Annotated in this window: 26 protein-coding genes, 1 tRNA gene and 1 pseudogene; 7 read left to right on the top strand and 21 right to left on the bottom strand. The window is 69.7% G+C overall.

What is annotated here, in order from left to right:
* Window positions 1-52 precede the first annotated feature (52 nt).
* The 4 genes from A6A29_RS32960 to A6A29_RS32945 form a co-directional block, all read right to left on the bottom strand.
* Entirely contained in the window at window positions 53-247 is a 195-nt protein-coding gene (locus A6A29_RS32960) for a hypothetical protein (RefSeq protein WP_073725848.1), read from the bottom strand.
* A 99-nt stretch (window positions 248-346) separates the two neighbouring features.
* A complete protein-coding gene (locus tag A6A29_RS32955; RefSeq protein ID WP_073725846.1) occupies window positions 347-1,231 on the bottom strand; it encodes an SDR family oxidoreductase in 885 nt (294 codons plus the stop codon).
* Complete coding sequence (locus A6A29_RS32950; protein WP_073725844.1) at window positions 1,228-2,184, bottom strand: alpha/beta fold hydrolase; 957 nt, start codon at window positions 2,182-2,184, stop codon at window positions 1,228-1,230. Before A6A29_RS32950 ends, A6A29_RS32955 begins: the two co-directional genes overlap by 4 nt.
* Window positions 2,181-3,716, bottom strand: a complete 1,536-nt coding sequence (locus A6A29_RS32945; RefSeq protein ID WP_073725842.1) for a flavin-containing monooxygenase — start codon at window positions 3,714-3,716, stop codon at window positions 2,181-2,183. Before A6A29_RS32945 ends, A6A29_RS32950 begins: the two co-directional genes overlap by 4 nt.
* Window positions 3,717-3,884: 168 nt before the next feature.
* Between A6A29_RS32945 and A6A29_RS32940 the strand changes: the two genes are divergently transcribed.
* Window positions 3,885-4,568: a MerR family transcriptional regulator gene (locus A6A29_RS32940; protein ID WP_073726531.1), complete on the top strand. Its 684-nt coding sequence runs from the start codon at window positions 3,885-3,887 to the stop codon at window positions 4,566-4,568.
* A gap of 270 nt (window positions 4,569-4,838) precedes the next feature.
* Here A6A29_RS32940 and A6A29_RS47180 read toward each other — a convergent pair.
* Window positions 4,839-4,972, bottom strand: a pseudogene (locus A6A29_RS47180) (exodeoxyribonuclease III); the annotation flags it as partial.
* 42 nt (window positions 4,973-5,014) lie between these two features.
* Between A6A29_RS47180 and A6A29_RS32935 the strand changes: the two are divergent.
* Both A6A29_RS32935 and A6A29_RS32930 read left to right on the top strand, forming a co-directional pair.
* Entirely contained in the window at window positions 5,015-6,556 is a 1,542-nt protein-coding gene (locus A6A29_RS32935) for a recombinase family protein (protein WP_073725840.1), read from the top strand.
* Window positions 6,557-7,039: 483 nt separating this feature from the next.
* Window positions 7,040-7,618 (top strand): recombinase family protein, encoded by a 579-nt coding sequence (locus A6A29_RS32930; RefSeq protein ID WP_073725838.1) that lies wholly within the window; start codon window positions 7,040-7,042, stop codon window positions 7,616-7,618.
* A gap of 45 nt (window positions 7,619-7,663) precedes the next feature.
* Here the strand turns inward: A6A29_RS32930 and A6A29_RS32925 are convergent, their stop codons facing one another.
* Window positions 7,664-8,134 carry an NUDIX hydrolase gene (locus A6A29_RS32925; RefSeq protein ID WP_073725836.1) on the bottom strand — a complete coding sequence of 157 codons (471 nt, stop codon included), beginning with the start codon at window positions 8,132-8,134 and terminating at the stop codon, window positions 7,664-7,666.
* Window positions 8,135-8,139: 5 nt separating this feature from the next.
* On the bottom strand, window positions 8,140-8,880 hold the full coding sequence (locus A6A29_RS32920; RefSeq protein ID WP_073725834.1) for a helix-turn-helix domain-containing protein: 741 nt from the start codon (window positions 8,878-8,880) through the stop codon (window positions 8,140-8,142).
* 115 nt (window positions 8,881-8,995) lie between these two features.
* Here A6A29_RS32920 and A6A29_RS32915 point away from each other — a divergent pair, with 115 nt between their 5' ends.
* The gene (locus A6A29_RS32915) at window positions 8,996-9,190 is read left to right on the top strand and encodes a hypothetical protein (protein ID WP_073725832.1); all 195 of its coding nucleotides are present in this window, start codon (window positions 8,996-8,998) and stop codon (window positions 9,188-9,190) included.
* Complete coding sequence (locus A6A29_RS32910) at window positions 9,190-9,387, top strand: hypothetical protein (protein ID WP_073725830.1); 198 nt, start codon at window positions 9,190-9,192, stop codon at window positions 9,385-9,387. The genes A6A29_RS32915 and A6A29_RS32910 overlap by 1 nt, the downstream gene beginning before the upstream one ends.
* Before the next feature lie 67 nt (window positions 9,388-9,454).
* Here the strand turns inward: A6A29_RS32910 and A6A29_RS32905 are convergent, their stop codons facing one another.
* Window positions 9,455-10,270, bottom strand: coding sequence for an exodeoxyribonuclease III (locus A6A29_RS32905; protein ID WP_073725828.1), 816 nt, complete (start codon window positions 10,268-10,270; stop codon window positions 9,455-9,457).
* Between the two features lie 50 nt (window positions 10,271-10,320).
* On the opposite strand from A6A29_RS32905, the gene A6A29_RS32900 reads away from it, so the two are divergent.
* Window positions 10,321-10,809, top strand: a complete 489-nt coding sequence (locus A6A29_RS32900) for a GNAT family N-acetyltransferase (protein WP_073725826.1) — start codon at window positions 10,321-10,323, stop codon at window positions 10,807-10,809.
* 40 nt (window positions 10,810-10,849) lie between these two features.
* Here A6A29_RS32900 and A6A29_RS32895 read toward each other — a convergent pair whose 3' ends face one another.
* From A6A29_RS32895 to galU, 12 genes are all read right to left on the bottom strand, one after another.
* Window positions 10,850-11,650, bottom strand: a complete 801-nt coding sequence (locus tag A6A29_RS32895) for an alpha/beta fold hydrolase (protein WP_073725824.1) — start codon at window positions 11,648-11,650, stop codon at window positions 10,850-10,852.
* Window positions 11,651-11,706: 56 nt separating this feature from the next.
* Window positions 11,707-12,492: an SAM-dependent methyltransferase gene (locus A6A29_RS32890; protein ID WP_073725822.1), complete on the bottom strand. Its 786-nt coding sequence runs from the start codon at window positions 12,490-12,492 to the stop codon at window positions 11,707-11,709.
* Window positions 12,493-12,647: 155 nt separating this feature from the next.
* Entirely contained in the window at window positions 12,648-13,466 is an 819-nt protein-coding gene (locus A6A29_RS32885; protein WP_073725820.1) for a PP2C family protein-serine/threonine phosphatase, read from the bottom strand.
* 57 nt (window positions 13,467-13,523) lie between these two features.
* Window positions 13,524-13,985, bottom strand: a complete 462-nt coding sequence (locus A6A29_RS32880; RefSeq protein WP_198953455.1) for a GNAT family N-acetyltransferase — start codon at window positions 13,983-13,985, stop codon at window positions 13,524-13,526.
* Between the two features lie 37 nt (window positions 13,986-14,022).
* Window positions 14,023-15,108 (bottom strand): serine hydrolase domain-containing protein, encoded by a 1,086-nt coding sequence (locus A6A29_RS32875; protein ID WP_158074493.1) that lies wholly within the window; start codon window positions 15,106-15,108, stop codon window positions 14,023-14,025.
* 417 nt (window positions 15,109-15,525) lie between these two features.
* Window positions 15,526-15,599: transfer RNA gene (locus A6A29_RS32870), tRNA-Ala, on the bottom strand.
* Window positions 15,600-15,685: 86 nt separating this feature from the next.
* Window positions 15,686-16,894, bottom strand: a complete 1,209-nt coding sequence (locus tag A6A29_RS32865) for a gephyrin-like molybdotransferase receptor GlpR (protein WP_198953453.1) — start codon at window positions 16,892-16,894, stop codon at window positions 15,686-15,688.
* A 157-nt stretch (window positions 16,895-17,051) separates the two neighbouring features.
* On the bottom strand, window positions 17,052-17,672 hold the full coding sequence (locus tag A6A29_RS32860) for a GNAT family N-acetyltransferase (RefSeq protein WP_073726529.1): 621 nt from the start codon (window positions 17,670-17,672) through the stop codon (window positions 17,052-17,054).
* Between the two features lie 17 nt (window positions 17,673-17,689).
* Window positions 17,690-18,211, bottom strand: a complete 522-nt coding sequence (locus A6A29_RS32855) for a MogA/MoaB family molybdenum cofactor biosynthesis protein (RefSeq protein WP_073725812.1) — start codon at window positions 18,209-18,211, stop codon at window positions 17,690-17,692.
* 101 nt (window positions 18,212-18,312) lie between these two features.
* Window positions 18,313-18,813: a cyclic pyranopterin monophosphate synthase MoaC gene (gene moaC, locus A6A29_RS32850; protein ID WP_073725810.1), complete on the bottom strand. Its 501-nt coding sequence runs from the start codon at window positions 18,811-18,813 to the stop codon at window positions 18,313-18,315.
* 125 nt (window positions 18,814-18,938) lie between these two features.
* Complete coding sequence (gene glp, locus A6A29_RS32845; RefSeq protein WP_073725808.1) at window positions 18,939-20,249, bottom strand: molybdotransferase-like divisome protein Glp; 1,311 nt, start codon at window positions 20,247-20,249, stop codon at window positions 18,939-18,941.
* A gap of 4 nt (window positions 20,250-20,253) precedes the next feature.
* Complete coding sequence (gene galU / locus A6A29_RS32840) at window positions 20,254-21,156, bottom strand: UTP--glucose-1-phosphate uridylyltransferase GalU (RefSeq protein WP_073725806.1); 903 nt, start codon at window positions 21,154-21,156, stop codon at window positions 20,254-20,256.
* Between the two features lie 94 nt (window positions 21,157-21,250).
* On the opposite strand from galU, the gene A6A29_RS32835 reads away from it, so the two are divergent.
* Entirely contained in the window at window positions 21,251-21,844 is a 594-nt protein-coding gene (locus tag A6A29_RS32835) for a 5-formyltetrahydrofolate cyclo-ligase (protein WP_073725804.1), read from the top strand.
* Between the two features lie 106 nt (window positions 21,845-21,950).
* On the opposite strand, the gene A6A29_RS32830 is transcribed toward A6A29_RS32835, so the two are convergent.
* Complete coding sequence (locus tag A6A29_RS32830; RefSeq protein WP_073725802.1) at window positions 21,951-24,695, bottom strand: penicillin acylase family protein; 2,745 nt, start codon at window positions 24,693-24,695, stop codon at window positions 21,951-21,953.
* Between the last annotated feature and the right edge of the window lie 210 nt (window positions 24,696-24,905).

Here is a 24,905-nt window from a genome sequence, read left to right as displayed (position 1 = left end):
ACCCGGATGCGGTTGGTGAATCACGGACAACGCGCAAGGGCGCGAAGGCGCGTCAGCGGTCGCGGCGCTCGCCGAGAGCGGTCGCGGCGTCGCGGGCCATGTCACGGTTGTGCCGCGACGTCTCCGCTGCCTGCTCGGACGCGTCCTGCGTCCGCTCCCCGCCCTCGTCGCGGCCCTCGTCCATCTTCCGCTTGGCCTCGTCGGCGAGCCTCTGCGCCTTGTCCTTGAACTGGTCTGCGATGCCCATGCCGTTCACTCCTGTGGGGTGCGTGGGGTACGTGGGGGGGGGAGGCCCCCTGAAGGGCCCCGCCCAGCCTCGCACGGCACGACATTCACCGCATTTCGATCACCTACGCAACGTGCGCGCATCCTGGTCCGCCGCTCCCCCGGCCCCCACCAGCCCCTTGGAGACGCCTTCCAGCCGCGGCCCGAACCTCTTCATCTCGCGCTGCCCGACCACTCCGATGAGGGACGGCAGACAGCCACGCACCGACTGCATCCCGCGCAGCCACCATTGGGCGTACACATGCGGGGAGCGCCGTTCGACGCCGGCCACGATCCGGTCCACGGCCGGACCCAGCGGGTACGTACGGTTCGACGGCCAGGGCAGCCGCTGGCGCAGCTCACGCATCACGTCGTCCTCGTCGGCGCCCCGCACCATGTCGGTGTCCGTCCAGGACAGATAGCCGACCCCGACCCGGACGCCCCGGTAGCCGACCTCGGCACGCAGGCTGTGCGCGAACGCCTCCACGCCCGACTTGGACGCGCAGTAGGCGGTCATCATCGGCGCCGGGGTGATCGCGGCCAGTGACGCTATCTGGAGGAAGTACCCGCGGCTCTCCATCAGTACTGGCAGGAACGCCCGCGCGGTCACCGCGCCACCGATCAGGTTGACCTCGATGACCCGCCGCCACGCCTCCGGGTCGGAGTCGATGAACGGCCCGCCCGAGGCGACGCCCGCGTTGGCGACGACGACGTCGATCTTGCCGAAGCGTGCCTTGATCTCCTCGGCGACCCGTGCCATCGCCACATGGTCGGTGACATCGGCGAACCAGTGGTCGCTCTCCCCGTGCAGCCGCTCGGAGACCTTCTTCAGCTCGTCCGGTTCCAGTCCGACCAGCGCCAGCGTCGCGCCCCGCGCCGAGAGTTTGCGGGCCAGCAGTTCGCCCACGCCCCGCGCCGCGCCGGTGACGACGACGACCTGTCCTTCGAGACTCCGCCTGCCGCTCATGCGACCTCCTCCTTCTCGGCCGTACCGGCCCCGTCCACCGCGATGTACCGCACGACAAGTTCCCGGATCCGGGCCGTGACCGCTTCCGGGGCCTCGACCGGAGTCATGTGCCCCATGCCGGTGAGCTCGGTCAGGCCGAGGCACTGGGGCAGCGCGGCGGCGATGGCGCGCGCGTGGACCGGCGGGGTCAGCCGGTCGGCCGTGCCCGCGATCACCGCGGTCGGTACCCGCAGCCCCCGCACGCCCGCGTCCAGGTCCAGCTCCGCGAGCACGTGCCCCCAGGCCACCCGGGCCTTTCTCGGACACGCGTGCACGATGCGGGCGCATGCCTCGACCCGTTCCGGGGCCGAACCAGGACCCATCGTGCCGTATTTCAGGACCTTCCTGGAGACCGGCGTGACGGGTCCGAGCGGCGCCCGTGCTCCCAGGATCGCGCGGGTCGCCCGGGTCCGTACACCTCCTGGCCGGATCGGTACGACGAGCGCCTCGGAGACCAGCCGCGAGCTGCCGGTGCTGCACAGCAGGACGGCGGCGGCGTGCTCGCGCAGCCCCGGTCGCCGGGAGGCGGCCATCAGCGTCATCCCGCCCATGGAGTGCCCGGCGAGCACCGCTCTGCGTCCCGGTGCGAGGGTGGCCGCCAGCACCGCTTCGAGGTCGTCGGCCAGCGCGTGCGTGCTGTATCCGCCGGGCCCCGCCGCCGCGGGGGTCAGGCCGTGACCGCGCTGGTCGTAGGCGATGACCCGGTGGTCGACGGCCAGGTCCCGGATCTGGGCGGCCCAGAAGTGCGTGCTACAGGTCCAGCCGTGCGCCAGCACCACCGCGGGGGCGTCCTCGGGGCCGTGCAGTTCGACATGGATGCGGGAGCCGTCGGCCGAGACGGCGGGCAGTACCCGTTCGGGTACCGGGGCGGCGGGCACCTGACGTGCCGCCTCACGTCGCAGCAGCCGGCTCATCCCGCGATCTCCTCGGCGACGGGCGCCGCGGCGCGGGCCTGGGCGGGGACGGTCCGCCGGGGAATCCGGATGACCTCGTACTCCGCCAGGTCCACGGTCCGGGTCTCCTTGCGGAACTCGCTCGTCGTGCCCGGCCAGACCGTCGTGTTGCGTCCTTCGGCGTCCAGGTACCAGCTGGTGCAGCCGCCGGTGTTCCACACGGTCCGCTTCATCCGCTCCTGGACCCGGTGGTTCCACGCCGTGACGGCCGAGGTGCGCGCACCGAGTGCCGCCCGGCCGCCCAGGACGTCCAACTGACGCAGATAGTCGGCCATGTAGTTCAGCTGGGACTCGATCATGAGGATCATGGAGGAGTTTCCGAGCCCGGTGTTCGGCCCGATGATCGTCATCCAGTTGGGGAAGCCGGCCGCGGTCGCGCCGCGCAGCGACGTCATGCCGTTCTTCCAGTGCTCGGCGAGCGTGATGCCCTCCGCGCCGACGACCCGGTCGGCGATCGGCATGTCCGTGACGTGGAAGCCGGTGCCGAAGATGATCGCGTCGACCTCGGTCTCCGTACCGTCGGCCGCGACGACCGTGGAGCCGCGCACCTCGGTGAGTCCGGAGGCGACCACATCGACATTGGGCTGGGCGAGCGCCGGGTAGTAGGCGCTGGAGAGCAGGATGCGCTTGCAGCCGATGCGGTACGAGGGGGTCAGCTTGGCCCGCAGGGCGGGGTCCTTGATGGACCGGGCGATGTTGGACTTGGCTATCCTCTCCACCAGGCCCAGCTGGTCCGGGTGCTTGGTGAAGGCGCTGACCTGCAACTCCCGGATGCCCCACAGCAGTCCGCGGCGGGCGGTGCCGGTGACGGGGATCGCGCGGTGCAGCCAGCGTTCGGCGCCGCTTATGGTCCGGTCCATGCGCGGCATGACCCAGGGCGGGGTGCGCTGGAAGAGGGTCACCCGGCCGGCCTTCGGCTGGATCGCCGGGACTATCTGTATGGCGGAGGCGCCGGTGCCGATCATCGCGACCCGCTTGCCGGTCAGGTCGTAGTCGTGGTCCCACCGCGCGGAGTGGAAGACCTTGCCGGGGAATTCGGCGAGCCCGGGGATGTCCGGCATCTTCGGGTCGGAGAGCGGACCGGTCGCGGAGACGACGGTATCGGCGACGATCGTGGTCCCGTTGGCGGACTCGATCACCCAGTGCAGCTCGTCGTTGTCCCAGCGCATCATGGTCACTTCATGGTTGAGCCGGAGATGCGGGCGGAGCCCGAAGGTGTCGGCGACATGCTCCAGATACGCCCGGATGTGCCGCTGTCCGGAGAAGGTGCGCGGCCAGTCGGGGTTGGGCGCGAACGAGAACGAGTAGAGGTGGGACGGCACATCGCAGGCGCAGCCCGGATAGCTGTTGTCGCGCCAGGTGCCTCCGACGGAACCGGCCCGTTCCAGGACGACGAAATCCGTGATGCCCTCACGGCGCAGCCGGACCGCGGCCCCGAGGCCCCCGAATCCGGATCCGATCACCGCCACGCGTACATGCTCGTGCTGGGCCATGGTGCCGCCTCCCGCATTACGTCACACGACTCTGCCAGCAATCACTGGCACTGTTGGGAGAGTAGAGCAGCCCCGTACTGATGGGTAGGGGGCGAACCAAGGAAAGTTACCGGCGGTACAACATAGGGTGCCCCTGTGGCCGAAGGACTTGAGCACCGTGAATACCGCATGGAGGAGCTGGCCAAAGAGGCCGGCATCACCGTGCGGACCCTGCGCTTCTACCGGGAACGCGGCCTGATCCCGCCACCCCGCCGGGAAGGCCGTATCGCCTGGTACGACGACCACCATCTGGCCCGTCTGCGCACCATCACCGGCCTGCTGGAGCGGGGGCACACCCTCAACGGCATCGCCGATCTCGCCGCCACCTTCGAGAGCGGGCGCGATGTGGCCGAAGTGCTGGGCCTGGGCGAACCGACCGAGGAGACCCCGGTCCGGCTCACTCCGGAACAGCTCGCCGACTACTTCGAGGGCGAGGTCACCCCGGAGAACCTCGCCACCGCCCTCGACCTGGGCTATCTCGCCACCGACGGCGACGAGATCGTCCACATCAGCCGGCGTCTGCTGGAAGTGTCGGCGGAATTGGTACGGGAAGGGGTGCCGCTCTCCACGGTGCTCTCCTCGGGCCGCCGCGTCCGTGAGCACGCGGACGCTCTCGCCGAAATCTTCGTCCGGGTACTGCATGCCCACACAGCGGAGACCGAACCGGCCCAACTCCGCCCCCTCGCACGCGCGGTGGTGGACGCGGAACTGTCCATGGCCCTGGACCGCCGACTGCGCCGCGAGGACGGCACCCAGCCCCCGAGGGCGGCGACGGAGGACGGACCGGCCGGGTCCGGCTCTCCGGGGCACTGAGAGGCAGCCCTTGGCTGACCCGGTATCGCCTCGCCCTGCACGATGAGCCATCCCTCACCGGCGCCCCGGATCGGCACGTTCGCCGCCCGCGCCCCACCGCTCCGGCAGAACGCGATCAGCGGTACGGCACGAACCCGCACGCGGTCTACGACAGGTGACACACAGCCGGATATGGCCGGAACTCACCTACCGATCACGGGAGTTCACTACGCCGGGAAACGCGGAGAAACGCCGGAAAACGGCGCGAATCCGCCGGGAACACCCCGCGCCTCATCTTTCGTACACGACGGCCACCGGCGCGTGGTCGCTCCACCGCTCCTCGTGCGTGGCGGCCCGCTCGACCCATGCCTTCACCGCGCGAGCGGCGAGCCCCGGGGTGGCAGCTGGTAGTCGATCCGCCAGCCCATTGAAATAAAGATACAGTTTGCCTCGAGAGGGGGATTCGCATGATCAATACGAACAACGACCGCCCCGGGCTGCGGGCACTTATCGCGGTGCGACTGAGCGTCAGGACCGACGAATCGACATCACCCAAGCGCCAGCGGGAAGCCGGTGAGGCGGAAGCCAGACGCCTTGGAGCCGAGGTCGTCGGCTACGCGGAGGACCTGGACGTCTCCGCCACCCGGACGACTCCGTTCGAACGGCCGGAACTGGGCGACTGGCTGGCCAGACCCGACGACTTCGACGTGATCGTCTGGTGGCGGCTCGACCGCGCCGTCCGCTCCATGGGTGACATGGCCGAGCTGACGCGCTGGGCGAAGCGCCACGGCAAGCGCCTGGTCTTCGCGGAGGGCCCGGGAGGCAGCTCGCTGGAACTGGACATGACCTCGATCATGTCCGAATTGATCACCATGCTGCTGGCCTTCGCCGCGCAGATGGAGAGCCAGGCCATCAAGGAGCGCGTCACGAGCGCCAATGCGGCGCTGCGGGCGATGGGACGGTACTCCGGAGGGCTCCCGCCGTACGGATACGCACCCGTGCAGCGTCCAGCCGGCGAAGGGTGGACCCTGGCCCAGGACCCGAAGCGCGTGGAAGCCATCGAGACGATGATCCGGATGCTGCTGGACGGCAACGCTCCGAACGCCATCGCGTTCCATCTGAACAGCGAAAGCATCTTGACGCCTCGCGATTGGAACGACGTTCGGCAAGGGCGGAACCCGAAGGGGCGCAAGTGGGTCGGCCAGACCGTTAAACGCGTGCTGCTGTCCCCGTCACTCCTCGGCCACCAGACCTACGCGGGTTCCGTTGTCCGGGACCGCAACGGCCTGCCGGTGAGCATCACCTCCGACCCGATCCTGACGCGAGACCGGTTCGAGGAGATCAAGACCTCCCTTGGTGGACGCCCCAAGGGGGCCACCGGGACCCGGAAGGACACCGGCGCGCTCCTGCTCGGCGTTCTGCACTGCGCCTCATGCAAGGGCCGCATGTACCGGGTCCCCGCACACAGCTACTCGGTCTACGTCTGCCGGGCCCGCACCAAGGGACTTCCCTGCGAGGCTTCCGCAGCGATCAAGACCGACTGGGTGGAGGATTACGCGGAACGGGAGTTCCTGAAGGAGTGGGGAGGATTCCCCGTACTGGAACGGGTTACGTACCCCGGTTACGACCCCCGCCCCGAACTGGAGGAGATCACCACCGAACTCCGCGAGCTGTACGCCGTTCGCGAATCGCGGCGATCACGTGTCGGTCTCGCCATCTGGCAGGAGCAGGTGGACGCACTGGAGGGCCGCGCCGAGGCCCTGGAAGCAACTCCGGTACAGAAGGAACGCACGGAGCTGGTTCCCACAGGGAAGACCTACGCCGATTACTGGAGGATCGCCGACGCCCGGGAACGGCGGTTCATGCTGCTCGACACCGGAACCCGGCTGGAGTGCGCGAAGGGTCAGCGAGGTGGCCGCCCGGCGGACATGAAACGCCGCGCACTGGAACGCCTGTCGATCGACTTGCAGGGCGCGAGGGCCCAGCGGCAGGGACATACGGCCGCCTGAGCCTGCCTGAGCGCCGTTCACGGCCCGTTGCCGGGGAGAACCTGGTGGCGGGTCCCGATCGCCCCGTGGGGGCGTCGCCGGCTTGGTGCTCTCTCGGCGGCAGAGCAATGACGGAGTGACGATTCTTCCTACTTTTTTGATTGCACGTAGAAAAATAAGAGAAAAACAGAACATGGGCCTCATCCGTCATCACGTCAACGTGGGCGCCCGCTTTCGCTGCCGCACCGCCGAACGCGGGCCCAGGGAGGTGCCCCCTCCATGCCTCCCGTCAGAGCGGCAGGGAGGGAAAACTCTCACATGGCTGATTGGTCTGTTTGCGCGGGGAGTTTCTGTGCGTGACGGTTGGCGAGGCGTCTATCAAACGATGGTTATTGAGACGATCCAGCCACCCTCTCCCGGCCTCCGGAAGTATGTCGCAAAACCCGTCTCACAACCTATCCAAATCACTTGAGGTTCTGAGACGAGTTATGAGACAGTCTCGCCATGGACGCGACCACGGGACACCTCATCGGCTACGCCCGAGTCTCCACCGACGACCAGGAAGCGCAGTTGCAGCATGACGCGCTGACCGACGCGGGGTGCGCCCGGATCTTCACGGACAAGGCGAGCGGGAAGAACACAGACCGCCCCGAACTCGCAGCCGTGCTCGACTACGTCCGTCCCGGAGACACCCTCTGCGTGTGGAAGCTGGACCGGTTCGCCCGCTCGCTGATCGACCTGGTGAACATGGTGGACGCGCTTGCCGCGCGGGGAGTCGGCTTCAAGGTGCTGACGGGGGCGCTGGCGAGCATCGAACCGAACACCCCGGACGGACGGCTCATGCTGCAAGTGGTGGGCGCGATGGCGGAGTTCGAGCGCATCTTGATCAAGGACCGGACCCGCGCCGGTCTGGACGCTGCCCGCGCTCAGGGGCGAACGGGTGGGCGGCCCGCCGTCATGGACGCCGACAAGCTCGCTGCGGCCAAGGCGCGCCGCGCCATGGGGGAGAGCGTCACAGCCATCGCCAAAGCTCTCGGGGTGTCCCGCGCGACGCTGTACCGGGCGCTTGCCGACCTGGGGTAGTCCGCCTGGCCGGTGAGGCTTCCTCTTGTCGGCGGCTCGTGGTCCCTACCCCAGGTACGGGGCGGCGCGATGTTCCAGAAAGTGCCTGATTCGCAACCGTTGCGTGTGGTGCATGGGAAGCGAGTCGAGTTCTTCGCGCGCCACGAAGCGGAGTTCCGTGCTCTCTTCCGAGATGGCTAGGGCGCCGCCGACGACTCGGGCGGTGAAGCAGACGTTGAACTGCCGCCGCACCTCTCCGTCGCTGTACGCGATGACATGACGGGGGTCGGTGTACGTGCCGACGAGGCCCGTGATCTCGACGTCGAGGCCGGTCTCCTCCTTGACCTCGCGCACAGCCGTGCCGGGCAGGGAATCGTCCATGTCCATCGCCCCGCCCGGCAGCGCCCACAAATCGTTGTCCCTGCGCCGTTGGAGGAGTACGCAGCCGTCCCCATCGGTGACAACGGCGGAGGCCGCCACGACCAGAGAGTTCGGCTGGGGGGCGTCCGGATCGTCGTAGTACTCGGTTCGGGCCATGCCGCTCACCCTTCCACGAGGCGCGCCGTGTCCCATACGGCGTCGAAGCTCCCCGCGTAGGTGTCGAACATGCCCCCGTCGCCGTGGCGCCGCAGATGCCACACGGGCGCGCCGTAGGCGTTGACTCCCCACACGTGTGCGTTGACCAGCATCTGATCGTCGGCGCGGTACAGACTGTTGTAGAGGGCCGTTCCGTGCGTGCGCAGCTCGATGCCCGGCACGCCTGCGAGGGGTCGGTAATGCAGGAGTGCGAGACGGCAGCGGGATTCGATGCCGTGGCCGAACTTCTCTTCCCGTCCGCGCTGCTGGACGTTGGGGTCGTCGGCGTCACCCACCGCGATGCGGATCGTGCAGCCTTCGTCGGCTCGTTCACGCAGGAGATCGTTGAGGCGGGGGTACGCCTCATGCAGGAAGACGGCCGCGTACACCAGCACGTCGATTCGCTGTCGCGCCTGGGAGAGGAGATCCACGAAGACCGACACGGGGAGATCCGCCCGCTGTCCGTACAGGGTGACGAGTTCAGGGCTGACGGCGCGTGCGGCGCGTGCCTGCCGAAGTGCCGGCCACAGGGCATGCACGTCCTCCCTGAGTGCTTCCGCCGCCGCCAGCGCGGTGGCCCGGCGCGGAGTACGCCCGAGATTGACCCACCGCTCCACGGACTTGGGGTCGACACCCGTGACACCGGCCAGGGCGGCGTGCGTCCAGCCACGGGCCTCCATGACGGCTCGAAGTCGCTCGTTCGACATGCTTGCGCCCTCTCGGTTCCAGACTTCCTAGGGACGTTCTACATGCGATGGGACGTCCTGAAGTGGGAAACGTACGAGGTTCCTTCGTCCTGGTGACCGGCGCGACCATCGCGCCATGAGTGAGCCCACGCGATACAGCACTCCGCCGATCGAACTGCCGCTGAACCTGGAGCGGGAGCCGGACCCAGCCGAGGGGTGCGCGGGTTGCGCTGAGCTCGCGGCCGTACGGGGCCGTGCTCGCGTCGTGGGCGACTGGACGACCGTGAGCGACTGCAACGTATACCTGCGGCGCCACCCCGAGGGGCACTGATGGTCACCCGGGCGGACATCGGCAAGCCGGTCAGGGATGACGCCGGTCGGGTCGGCATCATGCGTGATCTGATCCGTGACTACGAAGACCCCGCCGAGTCACCCGGTGAGCGCCGCAAGCGCCCCACGGCGTTCCTGTGGCCCGAGGGTGGGGGTCGAGAGTGGCTGGTCTCGCCCAGTGGCGTACAGCGAATGTGACACCCACCTCGACCCCGTCCGGCGACGGCGAGCAGCACAGCCGGATGGGGCTTTCCGCTGCCGCTCCCTACAGGTCGAAGACGGCAGTCACGGGCGCGTGATCGCTCCACCGTTCCGCATGGCTCGCGGCCCTCTCCACGTACGCCTTCACCGCACGCTCCGCCAGGCGAGGCGAACTGACGATAAGGTCAATGCGCCACCCGGCGTCGTTGTCGAAGGCCCGCCCTCGGTAGGACCACCAGCTGTACGGCCCCTCGACGTCAGGGTGGAGCGCCCGCACCACGTCCACGTAGGCGGCGTCGTCGATGACCCGCGTCAGCCACTCCCGCTCCTCGGGGAGGAAACCGGAGTTCTTCTTGTTGGACTTCCAGTTCTTGAGGTCCGCCTCCTGGTGGGCGATGTTCCAGTCGCCGCAGACCACCACCTCCCGCCCCTCGGCGGCGGCCCGCCCTTTGAGTCCCCGCAGATACGGCAGGAAGGCGGCCATGAAGCGCTCCTTCTCGTCCTGCCGCTCGGTGCCGACCTCACCGGAGGGCAGATAGAGGCTGGCGACCGTGATGCCGGGCAGGTCGATCTCGGCGTACCGCCCACTCGTGTCGAACTCCTCGCTCCCGGCGGCCCCGAAGCCGCCGAAGCCGATCTGCACCCGCTCCGGCTCCTGCCGCGTATAGAGGGAGACCCCGGCCCGCCCCTTGGCGGCGGCGGGAGCGTGCACGGTGTGCCAGCCCTCCGGTTTGCGCACCTCCGCGGGCAGCTGCTGCGGTTCGGCGCGGACCTCCTGGAGGCAGATCACATCGGCGTCGGTCGTCGCGAGCCACTCGACGAAGCCCTTCTTGGCGGCGGCCCGGAGTCCATTGACATTTACGGTGGTCACATTGAGCATTCAGGCACCATATCGACATCAAAGTACCGCATACATGTACCATGCCCCGTATGAATATCCAGCAGCGGCCTTTCGATCACCCCGACGCCGTCAAACTCAACGGCCAGGTGCAGCTCGAATACACCGCGCTCTACGGGGACGCCGAGGGCGATGCCACACCGCTCGACGCCGCCATGTTCGATCCGCCGAACGGCCTGTATCTCCTCGCCTACGACACCATGGACCGCCCCGTGGCCACCGGCGGCTGGCGCCCCCAGGAGCGGAACGCGGAGGGCTACTCCGACGGCGACGCCGAGATCAAGCGGATGTACGTCATAGGTGAGGCGCGCGGCCACGGACTGGCGCGCCGCATCCTCGCCGCGCTGGAGGACGACGCGCGGGCGGCGGGCCGCACGCGGATGGTCCTGGAGACGGGCGACCGGCAGCCCGAGGCGATAGCCCTCTACACCTCCAGCGGCTACCTGCCGTGCGCGAAATTCGGCCACTACCGCACGTACGAGAGCAGCAGGTGCTTCGCCAAGCCGCTCCAGGAGTCCTGACGACCGCGGCCACGACCACCGCGACCACCGCGACCGCCGCTCACAGCCGCGCGAGAAACTCCAGCAGCGCGGCGTTGAACTCCTCGGGCCGTTCCAGGTTGGGCATGTGGCCGGCCCGTCCGACGACGACGAGCTCGGAGTGCGGAACCAGCCGGTGCATGGCCTCCGCGTCCGGGACCGGCGTATAGGTGTCGTCCGCGCCGACGACGATCAGGACGGGCACCCGGGCCCCGGCCAGCGACTCGCGGTGGTCGGGCCGCTCCGCCCGGCCCCGCAGCGCGGCCGCGGCCCCCTCCGGGGCGGTCGCCCGCATCATGCCCAGGACCTGCGCGGCGACATCGGGCAGCCCCGTCACGTTGTACGGGGCGACCATCCTGTCGATGACCTCGGCGGCGTAACCGTCCATCCCTTCGGCGAGCAGCCGGTCGGCCAGCCTGTTGCGGAAGACCTTGCCGTCCTCGGTCTCGGCGACCGGCGAGGTGTCGGCGAGCACCAGCGCGGCCACCCGTGCCCCGTGCAGCCGGTGGAACTCCATGGCGATCTGCCCGCCCATGGACAGCCCGCCGACCACCGCACGGCCGACACCCACGTGGTCGAGCAGCTCGGCGGTGTCGTCGGCGAAGTCGGCGAGGAGGGTGCGGCCCGGGACGACCTCGCTGTCGCCGTATCCGCGCAGATCCGCCGCGATCACCCGGTGCCCGGCCCGTACCAGCGCCTCGGCCTGCGGATTCCACATCGTCCGGTTGAACGGGTGCCCGTGCACCAGGACGACCGGCAGGCCGTCGGACGGCCCCCGGTCGTCGTACGCGAGGGAGCTGCCCTGCCCGGTCACGAATTCCATACCGTCCCCCCTCCCCACTGCCGCGGTCCCGTACTCCCGGTCATGGCGCCCGCGGTTCAGCGCACGCGTGCGACACCCACGTAGAACCCGCTGCGCTCCTTCTCCGGCGCGGGCTCCTCCTGATACCACTCGGCGGCGGGCACCAGCCCCGGCGCGACGAGATCCAGTCCCTCGAAGAACGGCTCGACCTCGGCGCGGGTACGCATCCGCAGGGCGATGGCCCCCTTGCGGTACGCCTTCTCGGTCTCCTGACGCAGCTCCGGGTGCTGGTCGGCGGTGCCGTGCGAGAACACCAGGAAGCTGCCCGGGGCCAGGGCGCCGAGGAGCGTACGGGTGATGCGGTACGGGTCCTCCTCGTCCGGGAGGAAATGCATGAGCGCGATCAGCGACAGGGCGACGGGCCGGTCGAAGTCCAGCAGCTCACGGGCGCGTTCGAGGATCGCCCCGGGCTGCCGGACGTCGGCGTGGATGTAGTCGGTGGCACCTTCGGGGCTGCTGATCAGCAGGGCCTCGGCATGGCGCAGGACGATGGGGTCGTTGTCGGCGTAGACGATCCGCGCCGAGGGCGTGATGGCCTGGACGATCTGGTGCAGATTCGGCGCGGTGGGAATGCCGGTGCCGATGTCGAGGAACTGGTCGATGCCCCGGTGCGCCAGCCAGCCGGTGGCCCGGTGCATGAAGGCCCGGTTCCGCGCCGCGTTGGCCCGCGCCTCGGCGGGCAGCTTCTCGCCCACTTCCTGGTCCACGGGATAGTTGTCCTTGCCGCCCAGGAGCCAGTCGTAGACGCGTGCCGGGTGCGGCTTGCCGGTGTCGATCCAGGGGTGGGGCAGGTCGGCAGTCACAGGACGCTCCTCCGTGCGGCAATCGCGGGCGGGATGGGCTCCCCCGATACGGGGTGCCCCACGGGCACCGGGAACACGGGTGAGCTGCACCAGCGTAGGCGAGGGCCTGTGGAGCCCGTCCGTGCCCTCGCCCCCCGAAGGGCTCGCGGAGCGGCTCAGACCCCGTCGGCCGGGACGGGGATGAGCAGCGCGGTGATGTTGTCGTGCCCACCGGCATCGAGAGCGTGCCCGAGCAACGCGCGTGCGCTGTCGAGGAGTCCGCCGCCGGCCGGGGACCCGGTACGCCGACGCGAGAGCACGGCCCGCAGCCCTTCGGGATCGGGCAGACAGCGTGTCAGCCCGTCCGTGCAGAGCAGCAGACAGCCCGGCTCCCGCGGCCGGTAGCTGCGGATACGGGCCACGGGTTCATCGGCGCCCGCCCCCAGCCAGGCCGCGAGAGCGTCGTGCTCACCGGTGTCGTCCTCCGTCAGCCGCTTGCCCGGCCCCCGGTCCGGCAGCCAGTAGGCGCGGCTGTCGCCGATCCACGCGCTCCAGATGCCCTCCGGGCCCGCGATGCCCGCGACGTACGTACACGCCGGTGCGGCGTCCACCGACGCCGCGAGGGCCGCGACCGCGCGCCCGGCACGGGCGGCGGCCTCACCGAGCGCGACTTCCGGCACCACGCCCGCGGCCAGCCCCTCCACGATCGCGTGCGCGCCGACCTCGGCCGCGACCTGAGCGGCCCGCTCGGACCGGGGAGACATGGACACCCCGTCACAGACGACACCGACCGTCCATCCGCCCGTCCTGGTCAGCGCCATGGCATCGGCGTTGATCTCGCGCCGCCTGCCCCGGTCGCTGACCCCGGCCGCACCGTCGTCCGCCGTGAGCTCCAGATGGGAGCGGAAGGCGGGCTGTACCGCACCGCAATGCCAGCAACGCCCGTCAGGGGCGACCGTTCCACCACACACGACACAGTCCGGAATCCGGGTCATCGCCCGGATCATGCCAGAGCCGGCCCGCACCCCGGGCCCCGGACCGCTCGCCCACGGTCAGGAGGCGCCGTCGAGCACGAGCACGATGTGCTCGTGCTCACCGTCGCGTACCGTCTCGACCCGCCGGAAGCCGCACTTCTCCAACAGCCGGACCGAGCCGGTGTTCCCGGCGACGGGGTCCGCGAAGAGCGGGCGGTTCGGCTCCCGTTCCAGGAACCGGGTCAGCGCTTCGGTTCCTATGCCCCGGCCCCAGTAGCGGGCACCGAGCCAGTACCCCGTGAAGCGCCGGTGCTCGTCCCACCAGGCCACGATGTTCCCGGCCGTCTCGCCGTCCACGGTGACCGTCTGCACGAGAACGGTGGGATCCCCGAGCACCTTCGTGACCCAGTGGGTCATGAACGCCTCCCGCTCGCGGGGAGCGAACGCCGACCGGCGCGCCGCCTCCGCCTCGTGCTCGTAGGCGAGGAACACTTCCAGGTCGGCTTCCTCGACATCCCTGAGCCGCACGTCGTTTCTCATACGCGCGAGTCTGGCACCCGGCACTGACAGTCCGGGATCAGCGGGAGCCGCAGAAGGCGGCTTCGAGGAACCCGCCGACCGCCTTGCTCTGTGCCGCCTGCTCCTTGGTGTCGCCGCGCGGGGTGTAGGACAGGGCGACCTGCCGGTCGGCCGTGCCCCAGAGGTGGGTGCCGTAGCCGAGGACGGCGCCGGAGTGCCCGGTCACCGTGGTGCAGGACAGGGGTGTGCGGGCCAGGCCCATGCCGTACTCCAGCCGGTCGGAGTCCGGATCGGTCCGGAGCATCGTGGTCATCTCGCGCTGCTGCTCGGGCCGCAGCAGTTTCCCGCGCAGCAGGGCCTTCTCGAAGCGGACCAGGTCGTCGGTGGTGGAGATCATCTCGCCGCCGGAGCCCGCCCACGAGGCGTTGTGACGGGTGACGTCGACATCGGTCTTGATGACGTCCGGGGTGCCGACGCCGTCGACGGTGGTCCAGTACCCGTGGGCGTGCGGGCCGGGGATCGTCGCGGAGGCGCCGGGCAGGCTGGTCTTCGTCATCCCGAGCGGACGCAGGATCCGCCGCCGGATCTCCTGCGCGTAGGAGTGTCCGGTGACCTCTTCGATGATCAGCCCGAGGATGCTGAAGTTGGTGTTGGAGTACGCCCATTGCGCACCCGGTTCGAAGTGGGGCGGGTGGGCGACGGATTTGGTCACCAGCTCGCGCTGGGTGAACGTGCGGTTCAGCCCGCCCCGCGCGATCCAGTTCCGGAAGCCGTCCGGGTCGTCGGGGGCGGGAAAGATCTCGGTGGACTCGTTGATGACGTCGAACAGCCCGGTGCGATGGTTGAGCAGCTGACGGACAGTGATGTTCTGCCCGCCGGGGACCAGTCCCGGCAGGTGACTCTCCACGGAGTCCTCCAGTCCGAGCCGGTGCTCGCCGACCAGTTGGAGTGTGGTGGCGGCGACGAACATCTTGGTGACGCTGCCTATGCGGAACCGGCCGTCACCCCGCACGGGCGCCTCCCCCACCAGATCGGACACCCCCGTGGTCCCCCGCCACACCCCGCCGCGGTCACGGACCTCGGCGATGGCGGACACCGCGTTGGCGCCGGTCAGCGCCTCCAGGGCGAGTTGCCGGGCATCCACACCGTGCCGCGAGGCCGAACCGGCAGAAGTGGAAGTGGCCGGAGCGGAAGTAGCAGGAGCGGAAGCGGCGGAAGCGGTCGGCGCGGCCAACGCCAGGCAGAGTGCTGCGACGACAGCGCAGGTCGAACGACGTGACACGGATCTTCCCCTCGGTCGGACAAACGCGTGTTTGCCGGAGCCACCCTTTCAACACCCGCGCCGCAGGGCATCGGCCCGGATGAGGACTTCCGCGTCGGACAACCGCAGTACCCGGACCACGGAGCAAGCCACTTGAGAGGTACGCCGCCTCCGGAACCACCGAGCCGGACCCGGTCTCGGAACCCGGGGCTCCGGGAACGACGAAATCCCGCCCGATCTGAACGATCGGACGGGATTTCGTCACCATTCCCGAGTTACCTCAAGAACAGTTGTGCAATGTGGACCTGTGGGGATTTGAACCCCAGACCCCCTCGATGCGAACGAGGTGCGCTACCAGACTGCGCCACAGGCCCTTGCAACGAGTGAAACTTTAGCACCCCCACCGGGGTGCTCGGAAATCCGGTCCCCGCTGGTCAGCCGAGTCGCGGTTCGAGGTGTCTCACTCGTTGGCGGCACGGGGCCGGTCCTCGTCGTCGTACTGGTCGAAGAGAGGGGTCCTGCCTCGGTCGCGGGTGCGGCGGGACTGGTTCGTACGCTGGCGGGGCGCCGGGTCCACCGGGGGGACGGTGGGGTGCGAGGTGCCCGTCTGGGTGGGCTCGGCCGTGCTGGAGCGGGCCGCGCTCCACGTCTCCGGGTCGCCGACCTCCACACCGCCCGTGGCGCGCGGGGCCACCGGGGCGGTGACGTAGGTGGGGAGCGGGACCGGGACGGGCTCCCAGCTGTCGCCCTGGACCCGCCCGCGTTCGCGCTGCTGGTCCACCCACTCCGCGTGGTCCGTCTGCTCGACGAGGGCGCGGCGTCCGGCCTCCTGCGGGGAGACCGTGGGTGCGGGTTCCGGCTGGGAGCGGTGCGCTTCGGGCTCCTCGTCGGGCTCGGCGGGGGCCGGCGCCGAGGGCTGATGCCTGCGCGGGCGGTTCTCCCGCAGCCGCTGCGCCGCGACCTCGGCCCGGCGGCGGTCCATGGTGAACGCGAACCGGCGTCGCTCCTGGGAGCGCAGATGCACGATGTACGTGCTCAGCAGCACGGCGGGCACGGCGGGCGCCCACAGGAAGCGGAGACCGCCGACCGCCGCGACGACCGCACCGAGCGTGAAGGCCATGAACAGGACGACGGTGGTACGTCTGCGGCGGGCCAGCACCTGCGAGCGCTGGGCCCGGCGTGCGCGCTCGGCGTCGGCACCGCTGGTGCGCGCGCGCTGCTGGGGCGGGCGCGCCGACTCGGGACGGTCCTTCGCCTGACGCTCCGATACCTGCCGCTCGGACGTCTGGTGGCCGGAAATGTGGTGGTCGGGCGCCTGGCGGTCCGCCGGATGGCCGGGAGAACGATCGGGAGCGTGCGCCGGATCGTGCATCCGGGCTTCGGTATGCGCCGGAGGCGCGGCAAAGGCCCGGACGTCCACGGATTCCATTCGGTCCGTTTCCGCGTCCGGGTCGACGTCGGGCCCCGCCTCCTCGGCAGTGCGCTCCCGCAGCTCCCTGGCGTATCGGCGCTCCATTGCCGCCCGTCCGGACAGCAGCCGGATGGCGGTACTGAAGCGTTCCGTCGGACGGGCTTCGTTGAGCTCGTCCTGCCTGCGGAGCCACATCGGCACCAAGTAGGCGGCCCAGGCCCCGACGATGACTGCGTAGATCAGGCCGCTGCTGCTCACGCTCACACCGTAGAGGGGTTTGCGCGGAGGTATCCGCCAATTGGATCGGTGTGTCGCACGATCCGGCTGATGTCACGGACTTTTTTTGTGATTGTTTAGATCAACGAGTGATGTTCGTGAAGTCGTTAGTGGTCGCGTCTCGATCAAATTCGAACACTTATTTCATTTTCTCGGGGCCATGAGGTGTTCTCGGCCACGCCTGACGCCAGCGCCGGAGCAGCCCGTCGGGCACTTCCTCGGCCGTCAGGGCGAAGATCAGGTGGTCCCGCCACGCCCCGTCGATGTGGAGATAGCGCGGACGCAGCCCTTCCGCGCGGAATCCGAGTTTCTCCACGACCCTTCGGCTGGGCCTGTTCTCGGGGCGGATGCACACCTCGATACGGTGCAGACCGACCGTGCGGAAGCAGTGGTCGACGGCGAGGGCGACGGCCGTGGGCATCACACCGCGGCCCGCCACACTCTGGTCGACCCAGTAGCCGACGTGCCCGGAACACATCGAGCCCCAGGTGATCCCCGCCACCGTCAGCTGCCCGACGAGCCGGCCCTCGTACTCGATGGCGAAGGGCAGCATCCGGCCCGCGTTCGCCTCGGAGCGCAGATGACGGACCATCTGGCGATAGGTGGGGCGCTGCGCCATCGGACCACCGGGGGCGGGCGGCGGGACGGTCGCCTCCCAGGGGCGCAGCCATTCGCGGTTACGCCGGTTGACCTCGCGCCACATCCGCTGGTCGCGCAGCTTGATCGGGCGGAGGACGATCTCGCCGTCGGTCAGGATCACCGGCCAGGTCAAAGCGTTCAGCTCGGGCTCCCCGGTCGGGGGTGATCGCCGCCGCGCAGCTGGTCGACGGCGTGCACCAGCAGCCGGACCAGCACCGCGAGTCCGTCGCGCACCCCGCCGGTGGAACCCGGCAGGTTGACGATCAGGGTGCCGCCCGCGACTCCCGCGACACCGCGGGACAGCGCCGCGGTGGGGACCTTGTCGCGGCCCTCGGCACGGATCGCCTCGGGAATGCCCGGGATCTCGTGGTCGAGGACGCGACGGGTGGCCTCGGGGGTCCGGTCGGTGGGCGAGATGCCCGTACCACCGGTCGTGATGATCACGTCGTACCCGGCCGCGGCCCCGGCCCGCAGGGCCTCCTCCACCGGATCGCCGTCGGGCACCACCTGCGGACCGTCGACGGCGAAGCCCAGGCCGGTGAGCGCCTCCGCGATGAGCGGGCCGCCCCTGTCCGCGTAGACACCGGCCGCCGCGCGGTTGGACGCGGTCACGACGAGCGCGGCGTACGGGGTCAGTGCACCGCCGGGCGGGGGCTCCATGGCACCGGGCGAAGGGGCCGCACCGGGCGAAGGGGCCGCTCCGGGCGGGGATGTCGGTTCGGGCGAAGGCGTCGGTTCGGGCGGAGGTGTGGCGGACGCCGTCATGCGCCCGCTCCCTCCGGCGCGGAGCGCCGGTAGTCGCCGGACTTGCCGCCCGACTTCGCCTCGACCCGCACGTCGGTGATCACCGCGCTCTTGTCCACCGCCTTGACCATGTCGATCACGGTGAGCGCGGCGACCGAGACGGCGGTCAGTGCCTCCATCTCCACGCCCGTGCGGTCCGTGGTCTTCACGGTGGCCAGGATCTCCACCGCGTCGTCGGCGACGCTCAGGTCGACCTTCACCCCGGAGACGGCGAGCGGGTGGCAGAGCGGGATCAGGTCCGGGGTGCGCTTGGCTCCCATGATCCCGGCGATCCGGGCCGTCGCGAGGGCGTCGCCCTTGGGGACTCCCTCGCCGCGGAGCAGTTCGATGACGCGCGGCGAGACGAGGACCCGGCCGCTGGCCCGAGCGACGCGCGTGGTGACGTCCTTGTCCGACACATCGACCATGCGGGCCGCGCCCACCTCGTCGATGTGCGTCAGCCTGTTCTGCGTACTCAACTAACTCCGCCTAGCGGTAGGGCGCCGGTGGCCCGCCAGGTCCGCACCGAGGTGCGGGCCGGGGGCCCGGGGGGTGTCCCCCGGGAAGGCACAGCGGCAGACACCGTACCGCCACCGGGCGGCGATCAGCGGAGCAGGATCACCTCGGTATCCGTGCCGGGCTCGGCGGAGGTGACGTCCTCGGGCACCACGATCAGCGCGTCGGCCTGGGCGAGGGCGGCGATCAGATGCGATCCGGAACCGCCGACGGGGGTGACGGTGCCCTTCTCGGCGTCGTACGTACCGCGCAGGAACTGGCGGCGGCCGGCCGGTGAGGAGAGCGCCTTGTCGGCCTTCAGCGTGGCCCGTGCCGTGGGCCGGTGGACATCCTTCAGGCCCATCAGCGCGCGGATAGCGGGCCGTACGAACAGTTCGAAGGAGACATAGCTGGAGACCGGGTTGCCCGGCAGGGCCAGCAGCGGAGTGTGGTCCGGGCCGATCGAGCCGAAGCCCTGCGGCTTGCCCGGCTGCATGGCGAGCTTCCGGAAGTCGATGCCGCTGCCCGGCTCGTCCTCGTCGCCGACGGAGGACAGGGCCTCCTTGACCACGTCGTAGGCGCCGACGCTGACGCCTCCCGTGGTGACCACGATGTCGGCGCGGATCAGCTGGTCCTCGATCGTGGCCCGCAGCGTCTCCGCGTCGTCGGCCACCGCCCCGACCCGGTAGGCGATGGCCCCGGCGTCCCGGGCGGCGGCCGTCAGCGCGAAGCTGTTGGAGTCGTAGATCTGGCCGCCGGTCAGCGTCTCGCCCGGCTGCACCAGTTCGCTGCCGGTGGACAGGACGACGACCCGTGGGCGGGGCCGTACGACCACGGTCGCGCAGCCGATCGCGGCGAGCAGCCCGATCTGTGCCGGGCCGACGATCGAACCGGCGCGCAGGGCCAGATCCCCCGGCTGGACGTCGCTGCCCCGGGCCCGGACGTGGGCACGGGCCTCGACCGGCCGGTGGACGTGGACCTCGCCGCCGGCACCCTCGGGCGCGTCGCTGTGGGCGCGCATGGTGGCGGCCGGGCCTTCACCCGTGCCGCCGTCGGTCCACTCGACCGGGACGACGGCCTCGGCGCCCGCGGGCAGCGGTGCGCCGGTCATGATGCGGGCGGCCTGCCCCGGCCCCACGACCTGATCGCCGGTCAGCCCTGCGCTGCCCGCCGCGACATCGCCGATGACCGTGAGGACGGCGGGGAACTCCTCGCTGGCGCCCTCGACATCGGCCACCCGGACCGCGTAGCCGTCCATCGAGCTGTTGTCGAAGGGCGGCAGGGCGATCTCCACGACGACGTCCTTGACGAGGACGCAGCCCTGCGCGTCGGGCAGCTGCAACTCGATGGGTTCGAGCGGCCTCACCGTGCCGAGAATGTCGTCCAGGTGCTCGTCCACCGACCAGATCGTGCTGCTCAAGGTGTTACATCTCCTCGGTGACGTATCTGCGGAGCCAGGTCCGGAAGTCCGGGCCCAGATCTTCACGTTCGCACGCGAGTCTGACAATGGCACGCAGATAGTCGCCGCGGTCACCGGTGTCATACCTGCGGCCCTTGAAGACGACGCCGTGCACGGGCCCGCCGATCTTCTCGTCGGCGGCGAGCAGCTGGAGGGCGTCGGTGAGCTGGATCTCGCCGCCCCGGCCCGGCTCGGTGTGACGCAGTATGTCGAAGATCGCGGGGTCCAGGACATACCGGCCGATGATCGCCAGATTGCTGGGCGCGTCGGCCGGGTCCGGCTTCTCCACCAGGTCGGTGATGCGGACGACGTCGCCGTCGACGGTCGCGTCCGCCGCGGCACAGCCGTACTGATGGATCTGCGCCGGGTCGACCTCCATCAGCGCGATGACGCTGCCGCCCTCACGCTCCTGGATCTCCACCATCCGGGCCAGCAGCGGGTCGCGCGGGTCGATCAGGTCGTCACCGAGCAGCACCGCGAACGGCTGGTCCCCGACGTGCGGTGCCGCACACAGGACGGCGTGCCCCAGACCGCGCGGGTCGCCCTGACGCACGTAGTGCATGGTGGCGAGGTCGCTGGACTCCTGGACCTTGGACAGCCGTTCGGCGTCTCCCTTGCGGGTGAGCGCGGACTCCAGCTCGTAGTTGCGGTCGAAATGATCCTCAAGTGGACGCTTGTTGCGCCCGGTGATCATCAGCACGTCGGAGAGGCCCGCGGCCACGGCCTCCTCGACGACATACTGGATCGCGGGCTTGTCGACAACAGGCAGCATCTCCTTGGGAGTGGCCTTGGTCGCCGGAAGGAAGCGGGTGCCAAGACCAGCTGCCGGAATGACGGCTTTGCTGATCCTGGGGGACGGCTGGTTCATGCGCAGAACGATAACTGGTGCGCATGGGCGGAAGATGATCCTTCGGTTAACTTTGGCCTTAAATATGCCCATACGAGAATCAGGCGAGTCACCCTTGAACACTGACAAGTCCGGAAAGGTGTCCCTTCGGGGCGAACGACTCGCCGCGCGAGCGCTCCTGACCATGGAAGACGTCGCCCGCACCGCCGCGGTTCTCGCCTCCGCCGCACTGCGCCTCCCCGAGCTGGCCGAGGCCCGTACGGTCGCCGCGTATGTCTCCGTAGGACGCGAACCGGGCACCCGTGCGCTGCTGGACGCGCTGCGCACGCGGGGCGTACGGGTGCTGCTTCCGGTGCTCCTGCCGGACAACGATCTGGACTGGGCGCCGTACGAAGGTGCCGAGCGTCTCGTACCGGCCGGGCGCGGGCTGCTGGAGCCGGACGGGGCCCGTCTCGGGCCCGCCGCGGTCCTCGACGCCGACGCGGTCCTGCTGCCCGGTCTCGCGGTGGACGCGCACGGGATGCGGCTGGGCCGGGGCGGCGGGAGCTACGACCGGGTGCTGGCCAGGCTGTCGGCGGCCGGGGCACACCCGGCGCTGGTCGTCCTGCTGTACGACGACGAGGTGGTCGCGCAGGTCCCGCAGGAACCGCACGACCACCCCGTGGACGCCGTGGTGACCCCGGCCGGAACGCGCCGCTTCACCGCCTGAGCGACCCGGCCGGACCGTCTCACCGGCGGGCCGGCCGGCCAGGTTCACGGGCCGGCCGGTGAGCCCGGCGGGGGACGGCTTCAGCGCCTCTCCCCCGCCCGCTCCCCTACGGCTTGAGCGTCAGCGTGTCGACCGTGGCCTGGCCGACCGCGTTCGTCCCGAAGGACCAGTCGAGCAGTTCGCCGTCGACCCACTTCTCGGTCTGATCGGTGTAGTGCGCGCTGAACGCGTGCCCGGAGGCGCCGGAGAGGTTGATCCAGCGGGACTTGTCCCAGTCCCCCACGTTGACGACCATCCGCATCGACGGCACCCAGATGACCTCGTAGCCGCCCGCCGCGTTCCAGCCGGTGGCGTTGACCGCGGCCTCGCCGCCGCCGAGGTTCCAGGGGCCACGGTTGAGGGCCCGCTGGAGAAGACCGGGGCCTTCGGTACCGAGGGTCTGGTTCTTCAGCGTCAGCTGGTGCAGCCGGCCCCAGCTCCAGGTGCTGATGTCCTTGCCGAGCTTGGCGGTCAGCTCCCAGCGGGCGTCCTCCATGGCCTGGGCGAAGAGGTCGTCGCGGTTGTCGAGCGCTTCGTCGCGGCCCTTGGCGGGCACCTTCCACCACTCGTTGTCCTGGTCGTCCACGATGTTCTGGACCACCTGGTACCAGCGGTCGCCGCCGTCCGGCTGCGCCGAGTCCGGGTCGCGCTGGCCGCATTCCCGTACGAGCTTGTGCTGCTCGTCCACCGGGCCCGTGCTGACGGCCGGGCGGACGTTGAGGCAGTCGCCCTTGGCCCGCAGCTCCTTGGGCAGCTTGTTGCCGAAGGCCAGCCTGAGGGTGTTGCTCCAGACCCCGTTGAAGTACGCGGCGGCGGCCGAGTCGGACTCCTGGGTGTAGTCCCAGCCCTCCAGCAGCTTCTGTGCCTCACGCACGCTCTTGTCGGAGATGTTGATCTTCAGCAGCTTGGGCACCAGCAGCGCGGCGATCTCGCTGGTGTTGTCCATCTGCATCTTCTGCATGTCGTCGGTCGAGATCTTCTCGCCGCCCTTGATCTTCGACGCGATGAGGTCGTTGATCCGCTGGCTGCGGGTGCCGTAGCCCCAGTCCTTGGTGAGCAGGTGGGGGTACTTCTTCTCGTCGATGACCGCCTGGTTGGCGGTGACGATGTAGCCGCGCTTCGGGTTGTACTCGTAGGGCAGCGCGTCGAACGGGATCGGCTCCTTCTTCCAGCCGTACTCCGAGGTCCAGCCGGGGCTCGGCATCGTGCCGTCGCCCTGGACACGGACCGGGATCCGGCCGGGTGCCTGGTAACCGATGTTGCCCTTGGTGTCCGCGTAGATCAGGTTCTGCGAGGGGACCTCGAAGTGCTCGGCCGCCGCCCGGAAGGTCGTGAAGTCCTTGGCGCGGTTGAGCTCGAAGACGGCGTCCATGGACTTGCCGGGTTCCAGCGCGGTCCACTTCAGGGCGACCGCGTAACCGGCCGCGCGGTCGGGGGCGGCGTTGGTGACGGGGGCCTTCTGGCCGACCTTCGCCAGCTCCTTGCTGCGGTCGGAGACAAGTGGCCCGTTGTTGGTCTCCCGCACCGTGATGTGCCGGGTCCGCCCACCGGCGACCTTGATGGTCTCCTCGCGGGTGGTGAACGGCTTCACCTTGCCGTCGTACTGGTAGCCGTCGCCGGAGACCTTCTCCAGGAAGAGGTCCGTGACGTCCGCGCCCAGGTTGGTGAAGCCCCAGGCGATGTCCTGGTTGTGACCGATGATCACACCGGGCATGCCGGAGAAGGTGTAGCCCGCGGTGTCGTACTGGCAGGACTTCGAGAGCGTCCGGCAGTGCAGCCCCATCTGGTACCAGAGCGAGGGCAGCATCGGCGCCAGGTGCGGGTCGTTGGCCAGCAGCGGCTTGTCGGTCGTCGTGTACTTCCCGGAGACGACCCAGGAGTTCGACCCGATGCCGTTGCCGTTCGGACCGAGCAGCGCGGGGATCTTGTCGAGGGTGTCGGAGAGCGCGGAGAGCTGGGTGTTCAGGCCCTCCGTGGCGTCCGCCGCGGTGTCCGAGCCGATGCCGTCCGAGGGCTGGGCCGCCGGGTCGAACGTGCCGGTGGCCGAGGAGACCGCGCCCTGGCCGACGATCGGCTCGTGCTTCTTGTACGGGTAGGCCGGGTAGAGGTCCTTGATCTGGTCCTCGTCGAGCCTGCTGGTCAACAGCGAACGGTCGATCTCGTCCTGCATGTTGCCGCGCAGGTCCCAGGCCATCGCCTTGAGCCAGGCCACCGAGTCGACCGGGGTCCACTCGGTGGGCTTGTAGTCGTTGGTCAGGCCCAGCGCCGCGTACTCGACGGAGATGTCCTTGCCGTCCTTGCCCTTCAGATACGCGTTGACGCCCTCCGCGTACGCCTGGAGGTTCTTCTTGGTGTCCTCGTCCAGGACGGAGTCGTACTCCTTCTGCGCGACCTTCCGCCACCCGAGCGTGCGCAGGAAGGCATCGGTCTCCACCTGTCCGGAACCGAACATCTCGGAGAGCCGGCCGGACGTCATATGACGGCGGACGTCCATCTCCCAGAAGCGGTCCTGCGCCTGGACGAAGCCCTGGGCGCGGAACAGGTCGGCGTCGGAGTCCGCGTAGATCTGCGGGATTCCATAACTGTCGCGTTTGACTTCGACGCTCTCGGAGAGACCGTCGAGCTTGATCGAGCCGGTCGTCTGCGGGTACGAGGCCCGCACGGTGGACACGGACCAGTACGCGCCGTACCCGACACCCGCGACAAGCGCCAGCACCAGGACGATCACGAGCAGGCGGGCACGTCGCCCCTTCTTCCTGCCGGGCTTCTTCGCGTCGGAAGGGCCGGAAGAGGCGGTTGTATTGGCGGGCATCGCTGTCCTTCGAGGGGCAGGGTGGTCCTGGGAGTGCAGGAGCAACCATAGGCGCAGCGCCGAAGCCACTCGGACGCGGTATCGGGATGCCTCCACATGCGTTGCGCTCGTACGAACACTCGAACGCGTCAAGAAAACGTTAAAGATTAGGTAAGGTAACGAAGTACTGGCCACCGGAGGCCGATCCGGCAGGCGTACGCAGGGAAGGAA

Source organism: Streptomyces sp. TSRI0281 (assembly GCF_001905125.1).
In the GTDB taxonomy this organism is placed as follows: Bacteria; Actinomycetota; Actinomycetes; order Streptomycetales; family Streptomycetaceae; genus Streptomyces.
The sequence above is the reverse complement of the archived record's forward strand: the minus strand, read 5'-3'. Positions and strand labels throughout refer to the sequence as shown.